The organism is Rhodopseudomonas sp. P1 (assembly GCF_039642825.1).
Lineage (GTDB): Bacteria > Pseudomonadota > Alphaproteobacteria > Rhizobiales > Xanthobacteraceae > Rhodopseudomonas > Rhodopseudomonas palustris_H.
This window is the reverse complement of record NZ_CP088006.1, coordinates 3,320,958-3,335,260: the sequence shown is the minus strand read 5'-3', so window position 1 is coordinate 3,335,260 and position 14,303 is coordinate 3,320,958. Positions and strand designations below refer to the sequence as shown.

At 62.8% G+C, this 14,303-nt stretch carries 14 protein-coding genes; 7 read left to right on the top strand and 7 right to left on the bottom strand.

Annotated features, from left to right (window positions below; all coding sequences use genetic code 11):
- From LRC39_RS15445 to LRC39_RS15435, 3 genes are all read right to left on the bottom strand, one after another.
- The gene (locus tag LRC39_RS15445; RefSeq protein ID WP_346294872.1) at nucleotides 1–2,325 is read right to left on the bottom strand and encodes an ATP-binding protein; all 2,325 of its coding nucleotides are present in this window, start codon (nucleotides 2,323–2,325) and stop codon (nucleotides 1–3) included.
- Entirely contained in the window at nucleotides 2,322–4,604 is a 2,283-nt protein-coding gene (locus tag LRC39_RS15440) for an ATP-binding protein (protein ID WP_346294871.1), read from the bottom strand. Before LRC39_RS15440 ends, LRC39_RS15445 begins: the two co-directional genes overlap by 4 nt.
- A 223-nt stretch (nucleotides 4,605–4,827) precedes the next feature.
- A complete protein-coding gene (locus LRC39_RS15435) occupies nucleotides 4,828–5,535 on the bottom strand; it encodes a response regulator transcription factor (RefSeq protein WP_263988739.1) in 708 nt (235 codons plus the stop codon).
- On the opposite strand from LRC39_RS15435, the gene LRC39_RS15430 reads away from it, so the two are divergent.
- The 4 genes from LRC39_RS15430 to LRC39_RS15415 all read left to right on the top strand — a co-directional run bounded on the left by LRC39_RS15430 (nucleotide 5,458) and on the right by LRC39_RS15415 (nucleotide 7,090).
- The gene (locus LRC39_RS15430) at nucleotides 5,458–5,658 is read left to right on the top strand and encodes a hypothetical protein (RefSeq protein WP_346297565.1); all 201 of its coding nucleotides are present in this window, start codon (nucleotides 5,458–5,460) and stop codon (nucleotides 5,656–5,658) included. The two genes, LRC39_RS15435 and LRC39_RS15430, sit on opposite strands and share 78 nt — an antisense overlap.
- 294 nt (nucleotides 5,659–5,952) lie before the next feature.
- Complete coding sequence (pufB, locus tag LRC39_RS15425; RefSeq protein ID WP_011158560.1) at nucleotides 5,953–6,108, top strand: light-harvesting antenna LH1, beta subunit; 156 nt, start codon at nucleotides 5,953–5,955, stop codon at nucleotides 6,106–6,108.
- Nucleotides 6,109–6,120: 12 nt separating this feature from the next.
- The gene (locus LRC39_RS15420; protein WP_011158559.1) at nucleotides 6,121–6,300 is read left to right on the top strand and encodes a light-harvesting protein; all 180 of its coding nucleotides are present in this window, start codon (nucleotides 6,121–6,123) and stop codon (nucleotides 6,298–6,300) included.
- A gap of 151 nt (nucleotides 6,301–6,451) precedes the next feature.
- A complete protein-coding gene (locus LRC39_RS15415; RefSeq protein WP_346294870.1) occupies nucleotides 6,452–7,090 on the top strand; it encodes a hypothetical protein in 639 nt (212 codons plus the stop codon).
- 528 nt (nucleotides 7,091–7,618) lie between these two features.
- On the opposite strand, the gene LRC39_RS15410 is transcribed toward LRC39_RS15415, so the two are convergent.
- The gene (locus tag LRC39_RS15410) at nucleotides 7,619–7,816 is read right to left on the bottom strand and encodes a light-harvesting protein (protein WP_107344888.1); all 198 of its coding nucleotides are present in this window, start codon (nucleotides 7,814–7,816) and stop codon (nucleotides 7,619–7,621) included.
- A gap of 12 nt (nucleotides 7,817–7,828) precedes the next feature.
- Nucleotides 7,829–7,984 (bottom strand): light-harvesting antenna LH1, beta subunit, encoded by a 156-nt coding sequence (gene pufB, locus LRC39_RS15405; RefSeq protein ID WP_011158557.1) that lies wholly within the window; start codon nucleotides 7,982–7,984, stop codon nucleotides 7,829–7,831.
- 507 nt (nucleotides 7,985–8,491) lie between these two features.
- Between pufB (LRC39_RS15405) and LRC39_RS15400 the strand changes: the two genes are divergently transcribed.
- Nucleotides 8,492–10,396 carry a potassium transporter Kup gene (locus LRC39_RS15400; protein ID WP_264073717.1) on the top strand — a complete coding sequence of 635 codons (1,905 nt, stop codon included), beginning with the start codon at nucleotides 8,492–8,494 and terminating at the stop codon, nucleotides 10,394–10,396.
- Nucleotides 10,397–10,411: 15 nt separating this feature from the next.
- Here LRC39_RS15400 and LRC39_RS15395 read toward each other — a convergent pair whose 3' ends face one another.
- Entirely contained in the window at nucleotides 10,412–11,152 is a 741-nt protein-coding gene (locus tag LRC39_RS15395) for a hypothetical protein (RefSeq protein WP_346294869.1), read from the bottom strand.
- The gene (locus LRC39_RS15390; RefSeq protein WP_346294868.1) at nucleotides 11,133–11,693 is read right to left on the bottom strand and encodes a hypothetical protein; all 561 of its coding nucleotides are present in this window, start codon (nucleotides 11,691–11,693) and stop codon (nucleotides 11,133–11,135) included. Before LRC39_RS15390 ends, LRC39_RS15395 begins: the two co-directional genes overlap by 20 nt.
- Before the next feature lie 764 nt (nucleotides 11,694–12,457).
- On the opposite strand from LRC39_RS15390, the gene LRC39_RS15385 reads away from it, so the two are divergent.
- Both LRC39_RS15385 and kdpA read left to right on the top strand, forming a co-directional pair.
- Nucleotides 12,458–12,547 (top strand): K(+)-transporting ATPase subunit F, encoded by a 90-nt coding sequence (locus tag LRC39_RS15385; protein ID WP_107344886.1) that lies wholly within the window; start codon nucleotides 12,458–12,460, stop codon nucleotides 12,545–12,547.
- 33 nt (nucleotides 12,548–12,580) lie between these two features.
- Complete coding sequence (kdpA, locus tag LRC39_RS15380) at nucleotides 12,581–14,284, top strand: potassium-transporting ATPase subunit KdpA (RefSeq protein WP_346294867.1); 1,704 nt, start codon at nucleotides 12,581–12,583, stop codon at nucleotides 14,282–14,284.
- Nucleotides 14,285–14,303: the final 19 nt, after the last annotated feature.

Here is a 14,303-nt window from a genome sequence, read left to right as displayed (position 1 = left end):
TCAGCTCTCCGTCGTGTCCTGCTCGCGCAACGGGAGCGTGAAGGTGAACACCGATCCCTGTCCGACGTGGCTCTTTGCCGAAATCGTGCCGCCGTGCCGATGGACGATCTTGCGGCAGATCGCCAGTCCTATCCCGGTGCCTTGATATTCGTCCGGACCGTGGAGGCGCTGAAACGGCTCGAAGATCTGCTCGCGGTATTGCTCATCGAAACCAATTCCGTTGTCGGCGATCGTGATACGCGCTCTCCGTATGTTCGCGCCGGTAGGCGCCGGTGGCGGGCTATCGACCGTCGCTGCGATGGTCACGCGCGGCAGCCGCTCGGCATCGCGATACTTCACCGCATTGCTGATCAGGTTCTGCAGCAACTGGCGGATCTGGCTGCCGTCGCATAGCACCGTGGGAAGCGGCTCCGAAATGACTTCGGCGCGTGCATCCTGCAGCATCGGCTTCAGATCGGACAGCACCTCGGCCAGGATCTGGTTGAGGTCGACCGGATGCAGCGGCCGGGCCTGCCGGCCGATCCTGGAGTATTCGGCCAGATCGTTGATCAGCGCGCGCAATCGGCGCGACGACGCCTCGATCCCATTCACCATCACGCTGAGGCGGCTCCGCGCTTCAGGGAGCAATAGATCGCTCAACAGGCCAGCGAATGCTTCGATGTGGCGCAGCGGCTCCTTGAGGTCGTGGGCCGCGACATAGGCGAACGATTCCAGCTCGTCGTTACTGCGGGATAGTTCGCGGTTGGCATTCTCCAGTTCCTCGGCGCGGCCGAGAATAACATCGACCACGAGGTCGCGGATCTCTTCCGCCGCGACGATTTCATGGCTACGCCAAGGGCGCGATCGGTCGCGGACTTCCTCGCGCCAAGCCTCGAACGACGCGCGGGTTTGCAGACGTTTACCCCGCGGGCCGATCTGCACCGGTTTGTGCGGATCGCCACCCCAGGTCACGGTCTGTGCCACTTCCGGCCGGAACCACAGCATCAGCGTCGTCGAGGCCCGCCCCAGGGGGACGGCGAGCAGGCCGCTGGCGATGTCGGAATACACCTCGGCCTCGGGAAAGCTCGCCGAGAGCTGCTGGGTTTGAAAGATGCCGCGCGACTCGCGGTGCGACAGCCATGACGCCAGAGCCTGGATCTCGTCGGCGGATGGGGTTCGTCCGAAGGCGGTGACACCGTCGAAGCTGCTCAGCGCAAATCCGGATGCGCCCATCAAGGTGAGCATTTCGTCGCTGACGCGGCTGAGGCCGGCGGTGAGGCCTTGCTCGTCGCCGAGCTCGTGCAGCAGCCTGTTCTGGATGGCGCGCATCCGCACGCTGTGGCGGACGATTTCGGCTTCCTCGAGCACGCCGATCTGCCAAGTCAGCACCTGGGCGATCAGTTCGCAGGCCTGACGGACTTCGTAAGAGACGAAGCGCGGCGTCAGATTGTGGCAGGAGATCATGCCCCAGAGCCGGCCGTCGCGCACGATCGAGATCGACATCGCGGCGTGCATGCCCATGTTGACCATGTACTCGAGATGGGTCGGGGATACGCTGCGCAGCACCGAGAAGCTGAGATCGATCGGGCCGCCGACCTGCGGGTTGACGTCAGGCACCAGCGGCGAGGGGCGATACCCGATGTTCGGAATGATGCGGACGGGATTGATCGTGTACAGCGCGCGCGATTGCGCGGGGATGTCGGACGACGGAAAGTGAAAGTCCATCAGCGACGGAATTCCGGTGTCACGGTCTTCGGCGATCACCTGACCGCTCCAGTCGGCCGCGAACCGGTACACCTTGATCCGGTCGAATCCGGTGATGCGGCGGACTTCGCTGGCGGCAATCCGGCAGGCCGCCGGCAAATCGGCCGCGGTCTGCAGACGACGGATCGCAACGCGCACGCTGCGGAAGAACTCGTTCGTGTAGCGCGACTCGTCGCGTGGCTCGAGTTCGAGAATGACCAGGGATTCGTGCCGGTGCAGAATGCCGTTGAACGCGCGTTCTCCTTCAGACGTCGCGACGTCCACCCGGATCGGGTTCATGGCCGCCGTATCGCCGCCGTAGAGAACGTGCGTCAGCCGCGCGAAGCTGGCAGCGGTGATGTGGCTAGCGATCGACACATCGAGCAGCGCAGCAGGCGACTGCCCGAGCAGATCCTCCACGTTGGCGCTGACGGATACGATCCGCAGATCGGCATCGACCAACGCGAACAGGTAGCCGTGGGGTTGGATCGCGCCGGGAATATGAATCGGTTCGCGGTCGCACTCGGTAAGGTCAAGCGCGAGCCGCCCGCTCGGATCTGTCACGGCTGCATCGGGCGGGCCCGGATTTGATGAAGAGCTCATCGTTCATCCTGCCCATGATCGCCCGCAACCGGCAGCGTGAACCAGAAGGTCGAACCTTTCCCCGCAATGGTGTCGACACCGACACGTCCGCCATGACGCTGAACGATCTTACGACAGATCGCGAGGCCGATGCCGCTGCCCTCGTAGTCGTCTGGACCGTGCAGCCGCTGGAACGGTTCGAACACCTGATCGATATATTTCTTGTCGAAGCCGATGCCGTTGTCGGTGACGCAGATTCGGATGGCCGGCTCCGCTCCGATCTCGGGACGCCCGCCATTGTCGTGCGGTTCTGCATAGACGTGAATTCGGCACGGCCGCGCCGGATCGCGATATTTGAGCGAGTTTGCGATCAGATTCTGCAACACCTGACGGATCTGGTTATGGTCGCAGCGCGCAAACGGCAGCCGGTCGGCCTGGATCTCGGCGCGTGCTTCCGCGATCCGCGGCTGCAGGTCGGCCAACACTTCGTTGAGGACCGTTTCGAGCGACACCCAGGACAACGGCTTCGATCGCCGGCCGAGCTGCGAAAATTCCGCCAGATCGTTGATCAGGTTGCGCAGCCGCCGCGACGATTTCTCGATGCCGCTGACCATGACGCCGAGGCGCTCATCCCCCATTTCGTGGATGTTGTCGGCGAGCAGACCGGCGAATGCCTCGATATGGCGAAGCGGCTCCTTGATATCGTGCGAGGCCACGTGGGCGAACGATTCCAGCTCCTCGTTGCTGCGGGCGAGCTGGGTGTTGATGCGTTCCAGCTTTTCGGTGTTGCGCAGAATGACGTCGATGATCAGGTCGCGGATTTCGACGGCGGCGGCAACTTCGTGCGGCTGCCATGCGATTGCTCGGCCGTGGGTCTGCTCGGTCCAAGCGGCGAACGAGGTGCGCGGCCGCAGGCGCCCGGATTCGGCCGTCACCGACTTGTCGGGATTGCCCGCCCAATACACCGTCTGCGCCACTTCGGGCCTGAACCACAGCATCACTCGGCGGGGCGGTGTGCGCGACAGCGGTACGGCGAGAACGCCACTCGCAACCTCGGCGCAGGCGCCGGCTTCCGGAATGATGGTCGACAGCCTGTCGGTCTGGAACAGTTCGCTGCCGCCGGAGCGGCCGGCCAGTTGTGCCAGTTGATCGATGATCGGCCCGGGCGGGGTTTGCCCGATCGTGATCACGCCTTCGCGGCTGTGGAGGCAAAGGCCGGATGCTCCCATCAGCTCGAGCAGCGCTTCGCTGTTGCGCGCCAGTCCCGCTCGATGATCGTGCAATTGTTCGATGTCGTTGATCAGGCTGCGCTGAATCGCCTGGCCTTTGAGCGTCTGGCGCGTGATCGCTTGCTCTTCCATCACCCCGATCTGCCAGGCCAGCACCTGGGCGACCAGTTCGCAGGCCTGACGGCCGTCGAGATCGACGTAGTTCGGCTTCCGGTGATGGCAGGCGATCAGCCCCCACAGCCGCTCGCCCCGCAAGATCGAGATCGACATCGTGCCGTGCATGCCGATATTGCGCATGTATTCGAGATGGACGGGCGACACGCTGCGCAGGATAGCAAAGCTGAGATCGATCGGCCGCCCGGTGATCGGGTTGAGGCTTGGGGAGACCGGCACCGGCCGATAATTGATATCGGGAATGATCCGGACCGGGTTGATGGTGTAGAGCCGGCGCGCCTGCGCCGGGATGTCGGAGGCCGGAAAATGCAGGCCGAAATACGACTCGACCTCGGCGCATCGATTCTCCGCGATCACTTCGCCGCTGAAGTCGGGAGCGAAACGATAGATCATCACCCGATCGAAGCCGGTGATCTCGCGCACTTCTTGCGCGGCGGCCGCGCAAGCGGTTTCCAGCGTCTCGGCGGCCTGCAGGCGGCGGATGGCGCTGTTGGTCCGGCGAAAGAACGCCTGCGGCTCTGCGACGTCCAGCTGCGGAGGCTCGAGTTCAAGGAAGACGAGCTGATCGTGGCGGTGCCAGGAGCCGACGAAGTCACCGCCTTTTCGCACCGAGAATCTGACCGCGATCGGCGCTCCCACGGCTGCTCCCGGCTCGGCCAAGGCAATCGTCAACCGGTTGTGGGTCTCGGAATCGAAGACGTCGGCCGCTGAACGGCCGATCAGGTCACCGATAGCCAGTCCGGTGAGTTCGGGGAGGTTGTCGCTGCCGGCGACGACCGTCATGTCGGCGGCGAGGGCGAGCAGCAATCCATGCGGCTGGATAGCACCGGGGATATGGATCGGCTCGTCGTCGCAGGTCGATAGGTCGGGCTGCCTGGCGACGGATCCTTCGGTCATTGCATTCCCGCTTGAGTGTCGATTGCTGGGCACGCAGCGTCTTGTGCCGCCCTTCAACGACCGATGCCGCCCAAATGCTGGCCCGCCATCGCGCGCACCGTTTTGCGCAAGATCAAGAGAATGAGGGAAGGTCTGCCGCTGCCGACCAAATTGGTAATAAAATGCCAATCTTCGGCGCTCCCTGTCGACCCGTCGAAATCTGCAGAACGGGAGACTTCGCTGTCTACAACCCGGAATTTTCCAGCCAGCCCATGTCCAGCGCGAAGCGGATCAGTTCGACGCGGTTGGTGAAGCCCAGCTTCTCCATGGCGCGCGCCTTATAGGTCTCGACGCTCTTCGGCCCAACCTGAAGCTTGGCGGAGATCACCTTGTTGCTGTGCCCGACCGACGCCAGCCGGAGCACATCCAACTCGCGGGCGCTGAGATGCGAGATCTGGCTGGTTTCGCCGAGATTTGTCGGCGCGGCATGGACGACTCTGCCCAGCGCCTGACCGGCGATCGCCGGATCGAGATACACACCACCCTTGGCCACCGCGTGAATGCCGCGGATCAGTTCATCGGTGGCCGATCGCTTGAGAATGTAGCCGGCGACGCCGAGCTTCAGCAGCCGGCGCAGATTGGCGCCGTCCTCCTGCACCGAGACGACGACGACGCGAGCCTTGGGACGGGCTGCGAGGTATTTCTGGATAACCTCCATGCCGTACAGCCCGGGCATCGACAGATCGAACACCGCCACGTCCGGCTGCAGTTCGATCGCCCGACGGAGCGCTGTCGGACCATCCGCTGCTTCGCCGACGACTTCGAACTCGGGATCGGCTTGGAGCAGCGTCTTCATCCCGCTCAAGACCACCGGATGATCGTCCGCGATGAAAATCCGGAGATGTCCCTGATGCACTCGCCGCGTGAGTTTCTGATCCATCGTCCGCACCATCCACCGCACAAGATTGGGGTGACGAAAGCGTTCTCGCTGCCCCTCATCTTCACGGCGAAAACTACACCCGGCGGTGTCGTGGTCGGTTGGCGCAAATCAAATCGGAACGTCAGGAAATCCTGACGTTGGAGTCCAACATCCAGCATCGTACGGACGGTTCGCTTCTGTCAGCCCAAATTGACGCTTCGAGACGTCGGCGTAAGTTCACCCCGCGTCCTGATCACAGAATCTTGATGATTATCGGGGCGGGGCGCACGAGAGCCGAGCTGAGACGCTTCCGAAATTTCGGATGCAGACAGCGGAGCGATCATCAGATCCATTGCTGACACCGCGAGCACTCGTTCGGCGTAGCAGTGAACAACTACCTGCGTGCGGGTTCAGCACGAAACTGATCGTTAGTCTCTTAGGAGGTTATCCATGGTAGACGATCCGAACAAGGTCTGGCCGACTGGGCTGACCATCGCGGAATCGGAAGAGCTCCACAAGCACGTGATCGATGGTTCGCGGATTTTCGTGGCCATCGCGATCGTCGCGCATTTCCTGGCGTACGTGTATTCGCCCTGGCTGCACTAAGGAGTATCGAAGATGAATCAAGGTCGTATCTGGACTGTCGTGAAGCCGACCGTCGGTCTCCCGCTGCTGCTCGGCAGCGTTGCCATCATGGTCTTCTTGGTCCACTTCGCTGTGCTGACGCACACCACCTGGGTCGCGAAGTTCATGAACGGTAAGGCTGCCGCGATCGAGAGCTCGATCAAGGCCGTCTAAGACAGTCTCTGACTGTTGCTGCGGTGGCTGGGATCCGAGGATCCCCGCTACCGCGGTCAGCCAGGCTTCCTGGCTCTTCCCTGGTTCCTGCGCGCTTTCCGACCGCGCGCGGGTGTCGGTTGATCTGCCCGGGACGTGAAGGAGAGATGCCATGACGTTTCAAGTCATTCTCTGCTACGAGACCGTCCGCCAGGTTGCGGGTCTGGAATCTGAATTGAAGACGAACGGTTTCGACAAGGCTCAGGTTCTTCCGAACGGAACCGTGCCGAACCGCGGCAGCATTGCCGACCTCACCAATGCGATCAGCAAGCTCGGCGTCCTGCGCGCGACCGCTGCGAGCCTGGCCGAAACGATCAGCCGAGGCGGTGCTGTTGCGATCGTGCCTGCGCATTTCGGAGCCGGCGGCAAGGCCACCGAAATCATGAAGAAGTACAATCCGATCGTCAACAAACCGGCTGCCAAGCCGCGTGCATGGGACGATGCGGCTCCGTTCTCGTCGCTGCTGCGTCTGCCGGTGCTGAGTAAATCGCAGCCGTTCAAAGGACATTCCGGCACGCCGTTGATCATCGAGCAGCAGGACGCTTACCGCTCGAATTCGGGCGAGCCGCTGGTGATCAAGCAGACCGGAGGCTACCGCTCGATGTCAGGGACGCCTCTGCTGCTCGACGGCGACACCTATCAGTCGTTCTCGGGAACACCTTTGTTGGTCGAACAGAAGGGCGCCTACAGTTCGTTCTCCGGCACGCCTCTGCTGGTGGACAGCAACACGCTGTTCCTGACCAGAACCTGAGTGCGGAGCCGACCGTCCGTTTTCCCTCTGCCGGCAGTGTTTTCAGCCATCACTGTCGACAGTCCGCGGTAACTCGAAGATTTAGCGAGCCTGCCATCTCGCGCACCTCCCGAGTTGCTTACGGCGCAGGCGGCACTGTTGAGGTGCCGCCTGCGGACTCGGACATCCTTCCTCCCAGCCTGTTGCATGACTGCTGCTTCGAGCTCTCTTGCGGTGCGTCCTTGGCCGCAGGGGCATGTGCCCGCCAGACGACATCATCCGACCTCGTCATTGGCGCCTGCGTGCCGCATCGCGCGACCGCGTTGGCCGTCGGCAACGCCGCGGGAATGGGATATCGCCGGAAGAGTGGATTTGTAGACGATCGGCGCCCGACCGCATTCTCGCGGGCGAGGTCATGGCCTCGTCAATCGGCTGTCCGCGCCGGCAAGGGCAACAAGGGGGAGATCGGGAGGGAGCTCCGAGGTCTCGGACTCTCCAGGAGGACAGAGCCGTCGCTGCGGGCTCCCTCCGTCACTCAGGAACGGGAAGTTACTTCTTAGCCGGCGCGGCCGGCGCCGCTGGTGCGGGCGCCGCAGCGACGGACTTACCGTTCATGAAAGCGGCCACCCACGAGGTGTTTTCGAGGACCGCGAAATGCACGGCAAAAGCCATGACAGCCACGCTGCCGAGCAGCAACGGAAGACCGACTGTCGGACTGACAACGGTCCAGATACGACCTTGATTCATCTCAGTGGCTCCTTAGTGCAGCCAAGGCGAATACACATACGCCAGGAAGTGCGCCACGATCGCGATCGCCACGAAGATGCGCGCGCCATCGATCACGTGCTTGTGGATTTCCTCGGATTCAGCAATCGTCAGACCCGTGGGCCAGACCTTTTTCGAATCGTCGACCATTAGATGACCCTCTTGTTGCGTCGCGTAGTTCACGCGACCGCGCTGTGACACTAGGCCGGCGCGACGCGTAGTAAATCGGGGATGACATGCGGGGTGGTCCGTCGGAACACGGACTCGTGATCGTCACGTCAGGAAATCCCTCTAGGAGCCGAGGCGGGTCAGGAAACGAATGGTACGTATCGCCGCCGGTGAGCACGGGTAGCCATCGTACACCATGCGGCCCGGGAGCCGTGGAGGTGACTGATGCCGGCGTTGGAAGCTGAGATTCGGGACAAGCCGATCCCAGCGTTCGCGCGGGTGAAGCTTTGCGAAAAGGGGCGATCGGGGCGCCTTTTGGACCTTGCAGGAGACCGATATAAAGATCTCATAAAGAACCGTCGGGCCCGATATAGGAGCCGTATAGGCGTAGCTACGATTGCGTGCATCGATGTCTTGACGTCGCGTCCGCCGTAATTTCAGGGTGCCGGAAACTGCGGGCAGGTGGCCCGCTGAACGTCACAGGGCGCCATGACTGAAGCCGTTTCCGACGTCGCCATCGCGAAGGACTCTCCCAAGCCGAACTCGTTCTGGACGCTCGCCCTGGGGTCGATCGGGGTCGTCTACGGCGATATCGGCACCAGCCCGTTGTATGCCCTGAAGGAAAGCCTCACCGCCGCGTCCGCGGGCGGGGCGCTGACGGAAGAGATGGTCTTCGGCGTGCTGTCGCTGATGCTGTGGACGCTGCTGATCATCGTCACCTTGAAATACGTGCTGCTGATCATGCGCGCCGACAACCACGGCGAAGGCGGCACGCTGACCTTAATGGCGCTGCTGCAGAGCGTGATGCGCCGTCGGTTCGCGGCGATCTCGCTGCTCGGCATGGCGGGCGCCGCGTTGTTCTACGGCGACGCCATCATCACGCCGGCGATCTCGGTGCTGTCGGCTGTCGAAGGCTTGAAGCTGGTCGCGCCGGGCTTTGATCCGTACATCCTGCCGCTCAGCATGGCGATCCTGGTCGGGCTGTTTCTGGTTCAGAGCTGGGGCACTGCGGCCGTTGCGACGTGGTTCGGGCCGTTGATGCTGATCTGGTTCGGCCTGATGGCGGTGGCCGGCACTGCCAATCTGATCGGCAATCTCCATATCCTCGGTGCGGTCAATCCGATCTACGGTATCGAGTTTCTGCTGCATCACGGCCATGCCGGCCTGCTGGCGCTCGGTGCGGTGTTCCTGACGGTGACCGGTGCCGAGGCGCTGTACGCCGACATGGGACATTTCGGCCGGCGGCCGATCCAGGTCGCGTGGCTGGTCCTGGTATTTCCGTCGCTCGCGCTGTGCTACCTGGGGCAGGGCGCGATGCTGCTGTCGTATCCGGAGCGGCTGGAGAACCCGTTCTTCCTGCTGTTTCCGGATTGGGCGCTGCTGCCGATGGTCTGGATCGCGACCGGCGCCACGATCATCGCCAGCCAGGCAGTGATTTCGGGCGCCTATTCGCTGACCCAGCAGGCGATCCAGCTCGGGCTGCTGCCGCGGATGGAGATCCGGCGCACGTCCGAGACCGAGAAGGGGCAGATCTACATTCCGCGCGCCAACTGGCTGCTCCTGATCGCGGTGCTGTATCTGGTATTCGCGTTCAAATCCTCGAGCGCGTTGGCGTCGGCCTACGGCATTGCCGTCACCGGCACGATGGTGCTGACCAGCATCATGGCGTTCTTCGTGATGCGGAAGTGTTGGCATTGGCCGGCGGCGGTCGCGACCGCGGTGATCGTGCCGTTTCTGATCATCGACCTGATCTTCCTGATGGCCAATCTGCTCAAGATCGTCGACGGCGGCTGGATCCCGTTGATGATCGGCGTCGGCCTGATGGGCGTGATGGTGACGTGGCGCCGCGGCTCGAAGATCGTGGCGCGGAAGACGGTTCGGGACGAGATCGATCTGAACGATTTCATCGCATCGATCTCGGCCTCGTCGTCGATCAGCCGGGTTCGCGGCACCGCCGTGTTCCTCACCGGTAATCCCAACTCGACGCCGACCTCGTTGATGCACAACCTCAAGCACAACAAGGTGCTGCACGAGAAGAACGTGATCTTGCGGGTCGTGACCGAAGACGTGCCGCGCGTCAGCGCGGAGGAGCGGCTGAGCTATGAGCCGGTCAACGACAGCTTCGCCAAAATCACGATCCGGTTCGGCTACATGGAGACGCCGGACGTGCCCAAAGCGCTGGTGGCGTGCCGGCCGCTCGGTTTTGCCTTCGACATGATGAGCACCTCGTTCTTCCTGTCGCGGCGGGTGATCCGCCAGGCAACTCCGTCCGAGATGCCGCGGTGGCAAGGCCTGCTATTCGTCAACATGGCGAAATGGTCGGACGACGCCAGCTTGTACTTCAAAATCCCGACCGGCCGTGCGGTGGAAGTCGGGATGCAGATCACGGTGTGAGTGCTGTCGTTGGGATCAGCGGTTAACCGTGCCGGCGCGCCAAGCGAGTTGAAGCTGCGAGTAAATCATCTCTCCGCTGGCGCTGTGATGGGCGATGGTGAGGGAGGCGTCGAGTCTGAGGGACTCCCAATCGTCGGGCAAGATATCGATCCAGCGGTCGTCGGATCGGCGCCTGCCTCGGGCGATGGTCGTACCAGCCTGCAACTGGCTCTGGATACTTACTCTCATCTCACGGGCGAGCATCTGGACGGCTTCATCGGCCATCACCGCCTCGATCGACAGCACCGCGATATGGTCCCGCAGTTTCCTGACGGCGGGCGACGTTTTGATCGACGCCGCCGTGATCCGGTCATGGAAATCGCGAAGCCTCACTTCGGCCTCGGCGCGCCTCCGGTGAACCCGATCTGACTGCCGCGCCACCTGTTCGAACCGCTGGATTGTGCGTCGCGGAAGCAACTGCGCGGCGATCGAAATGAAAGCATCACGGCGGTTCTCGCGGCTTCTATCCCTGCGCGGAAACCATGGCCGTGCCTCCGTCATCGCCGTCCCGGTCCATTTCGGACGAGCCGATATCCCCGTGGCCGCCAGACCGATGCCGATGTTGGCGAACGCGATCCAGGATGGTGACACCCCTAGGATCAGCAGGGTCGTTGAGGCCGAGGCGATACCCAGGACGGAGAGACACGCCCAGGACTTCATTTGTCGGGGTGACTTGAACCGAGGTGGCGACCGAACATCAGTGGGCATGTCGGTCATCCATCGTAGCTCTGAACGAACGGTGCGGGTCGGGGCGCAGTCGGCCAGTGCGGTACATCCGGACTGCTTTTCGAGCCGCGTTCCATAGCCCTGGCCAGTCGTTCAACCAGGGAAGCCAGTGCATGAGACGCGTGTGTCTCCCTCGTTCCGCCTGGTCATCGTCGAGAACGATCGCCGGCTTGATCTCTCCGGTGGTCATGCCGGCGAATGTGAGCGCTGACGATCTGAACAGGAAGCGGCCGCGGCATCGTCCGGCTTCGTCGAGGACGATCCAGCCGCCTTCAGGATCATGCCTGACGAAGAGCAGCGGGATCCCCGGTGCAAGGATCGCGGCGCAGGGGCGGGCGAACCGGCGCTCTCCGGATTTTCCGTTTGCCGACTGGTCCGACGGGATACGCAAAGTCTCCTGGGGATCGTGACGACCAACGGCCTGTGTGGCTTTCGAACGCAGCCAACCCGCCGTCGCTCGATCGGCCTGTGCGCGGAGCGTGTCGACAGCAGCGCGAAGGCTGCGGATCCACAGCGATGAAGTCCCGGTCACGATCGTTCCTCACGGCTGATGCGCCGTTGGCAAAGCTAGACGAGGGCCTCATAGGGATTCGAGACGATCCCGGGGACGAAAATGTAAAGAGAGAATAGGCAGCCGGCGTTCGGCGGTCGAAGCTATGCGGCGCTTATGGAATGGTCGGTTCGCCAGCCTGGAAAACACACGGCGCGACAATCAATCTCGTGGCGGTCACATAGCAAGGATGACGCCATGTCAACGACGCCAAACATCCGGATCGCAGCGGGCCTCCTGTCCGATCGGCGGGCTCCCCGTATCAAACCTTCACCGTCCCTCGCACAACGATTGCTCCGCGGCTTTTGGGGTGTGTTGCGTTCGGCCAAAGCCAAGATCGCCGCTGCGAAATTGCACCGGTTGAGGGTTGAACTCGAGCTCCGAGGCCGTCGCCTGCCGCGGTGACGAATTCGTGCCGCTTCGTCGGCACACGCTGCGGTCAGCCGTCAGAAGCAACGTCGCGTCCCGCGGCGACAACCAGGCCCGATCGCTCCCTGCTGGTTCCCACGGGATGCACGCCGACCCGGCCGTTTATAGCTTTCATATATCTTCGCCGCAGCGACGATCTCGAAAACTTACGCGGCAAGTGGCACTTCGGCAGGGTACGAGTTGGGCGCGTTGATGACGATGCCCGTCGCAGATGAGGCCTTCAATGTCCGACATTTTGATGCTGGCGCTGTGCGCCGGGTTATTCACGCTGGCGATTGGCTACGCTTATGCGTGCGAGCGTTTGTAGGAGAGCAGCGATGACCATCGACTATGCGTTGGCGGGCGCCGTGACAGCGGCGCTGCTCGCTTATCTCACCTACGCGCTGCTGCGTCCCGAACGGTTCTGACCCAAGGCCGGACGCACAACAAGGACGACTCTCATGACCTTCATTGGTTGGTGTCAAATCGCGCTATTCGGCGCCGTTGTGGTCGCGCTGGTCAAGCCGCTCGGCTGGTACATGACGCGTGTCTTTGCTGGCGAGTGGACGCCGCTGACGCCCGTGCTGCGCCCGGTCGAGACCGTGCTGTATCGTGCGGCTGGTGTCGATCCGAAGCAGGAACAGCATTGGCTGACCTTCACGTTGGCGATGCTGCTGTTTCACATCGGTGGCTTCGCCATCATCTACGCGGTGCTGCGTCTGCAGGCGGTGCTGCCGTTCAATCCGGCGGAGCAGGGCGCGGTGGCGCCGGACCTGGCGTTCAACACCGCGATCAGCTTCCTCACCAACACCAACTGGCAGAATTACGGCGGCGAGAGCACGCTGTCCTATCTGTCGCAGATGCTGGCGCTGACACACCAGAATTTCTTGTCAGCCGCGACCGGTATCGTCTTGGCAATGGCTTTGATCCGCGGGTTCTCGCGTGCGTCGGCGCGGACGGTCGGCAATTTCTGGGTCGATATCACCCGCTGCACGCTATACGTGCTGCTGCCGATCTGCATTCCCTATGCGCTGTTTCTGGTCTGGCAGGGCATGCCGCAGACCTTGGGCAGCTACGTCGACGCAACCACCCTTGAAGGTGCCAAGCAGACGATTGCGGTGGGCCCGGTAGCTTCGCAGGTCGCGATCAAGATGCTCGGCACCAATGGCGGCGGCTTCTTCAATGCCAACGCGGCGCATCCGTTCGAGAACCCGACCGCATTGTCAAATTTCGTGCAGATGTTGTCGATCTTCGTGCTCGGTGCCGCGCTGACCAACGTGTTCGGCCGGATGGTCGGGAATCAGCGGCAGGGCTGGGCCATTCTTGGCGTGATGGGCGTGTTGTTCGTGGTGGGCGTCGGGATCGCCTACTGGGCCGAGGCTTCCGGAACGGCGACGCTCGATGCGCTCGGGATCACCGGCGGCAACATGGAAGGCAAGGAAGTCCGGTTCGGCATCGAGGCGTCGGCGCTATTCGCCGTGGTGACCACCGCCGCCTCCTGCGGTGCGGTGAACGCGATGCACGATTCCTTCACCGCCCTCGGCGGCATGATCCCGCTGATCAACATGCAGCTGGGCGAGATCATTGTTGGCGGCGTCGGCGCCGGCCTTTACGGCATGCTGCTGTTCGTCGTGCTGGCGATCTTCGTCGCCGGGCTGATGGTCGGCCGCACCCCGGAATACGTCGGCAAGAAGATCGAGGCGCGCGAGGTGAAAATGGCGATGCTGGCGATCCTGGTGCTTCCGCTGATGTATCTCGGCTGGACCGCGGTCGCAGTGGTTCTGCCGTCGGCGGTTGCCTCGATGGGCAATGCCGGGCCGCATGGCTTCAGCGAGGTGCTGTACGCCTTCACGTCGGCGACCGCGAACAACGGGTCGGCGTTCGGCGGGCTCACCGGCAACACCTTCTTCTACAACCTCACTCTTGCGACCGCGATGTTCGTGGGCCGCTTCATGATGATCGTACCGACGATGGCGATCGCCGGATCGCTTGCCGGCAAGAAGCTGGTGCCGCCGTCGGCTGGCACGCTGCCGACTACCGGCGGGCTGTTCGTCGGTCTGGTCGTCGGTGTGATCCTGATCATCGGTGGGTTGACCTTCTTCCCGGCGCTCGCGCTCGGCCCGATCGTCGAGCAGGTTTCGATGACCGCCAAGACCCTGTTCTGAGACATTCGGAGTGACTGCA

Excerpts from the sequence above, each read along its gene's own strand:
- LRC39_RS15430 (WP_346297565.1), top strand. The coding sequence starts at position 5,458 with ATGATCGTCCGCGATGAAAATCCGGAGATGTCCCTGATGCACTCGCCG.
- LRC39_RS15410 (WP_107344888.1), bottom strand. The coding sequence starts at position 7,816 with ATGAATCAAGGTCGTATCTGGACCGTTGTCAGTCCGACAGTCGGTCTT.
- pufB (WP_011158557.1), bottom strand. The coding sequence starts at position 7,984 with ATGGTCGACGATTCGAAAAAGGTCTGGCCCACGGGTCTGACGATTGCT.
- LRC39_RS15415 (WP_346294870.1), top strand. The coding sequence starts at position 6,452 with ATGACGTTTCAAGTCATTCTCTGCTACGAGACCGTCCGCCAGGTTGCG.
- LRC39_RS15440 (WP_346294871.1), bottom strand. The coding sequence starts at position 4,604 with ATGACCGAAGGATCCGTCGCCAGGCAGCCCGACCTATCGACCTGCGAC.
- LRC39_RS15445 (WP_346294872.1), bottom strand. The coding sequence starts at position 2,325 with ATGAGCTCTTCATCAAATCCGGGCCCGCCCGATGCAGCCGTGACAGAT.
- LRC39_RS15395 (WP_346294869.1), bottom strand. The coding sequence starts at position 11,152 with ATGACCGACATGCCCACTGATGTTCGGTCGCCACCTCGGTTCAAGTCA.
- LRC39_RS15420 (WP_011158559.1), top strand. The coding sequence starts at position 6,121 with ATGAATCAAGGTCGTATCTGGACTGTCGTGAAGCCGACCGTCGGTCTC.
- LRC39_RS15435 (WP_263988739.1), bottom strand. The coding sequence starts at position 5,535 with ATGGTGCGGACGATGGATCAGAAACTCACGCGGCGAGTGCATCAGGGA.
- kdpA (WP_346294867.1), top strand. The coding sequence starts at position 12,581 with ATGACCTTCATTGGTTGGTGTCAAATCGCGCTATTCGGCGCCGTTGTG.
- pufB (WP_011158560.1), top strand. The coding sequence starts at position 5,953 with ATGGTAGACGATCCGAACAAGGTCTGGCCGACTGGGCTGACCATCGCG.
- LRC39_RS15385 (WP_107344886.1), top strand. The coding sequence starts at position 12,458 with ATGACCATCGACTATGCGTTGGCGGGCGCCGTGACAGCGGCGCTGCTC.
- LRC39_RS15400 (WP_264073717.1), top strand. The coding sequence starts at position 8,492 with ATGACTGAAGCCGTTTCCGACGTCGCCATCGCGAAGGACTCTCCCAAG.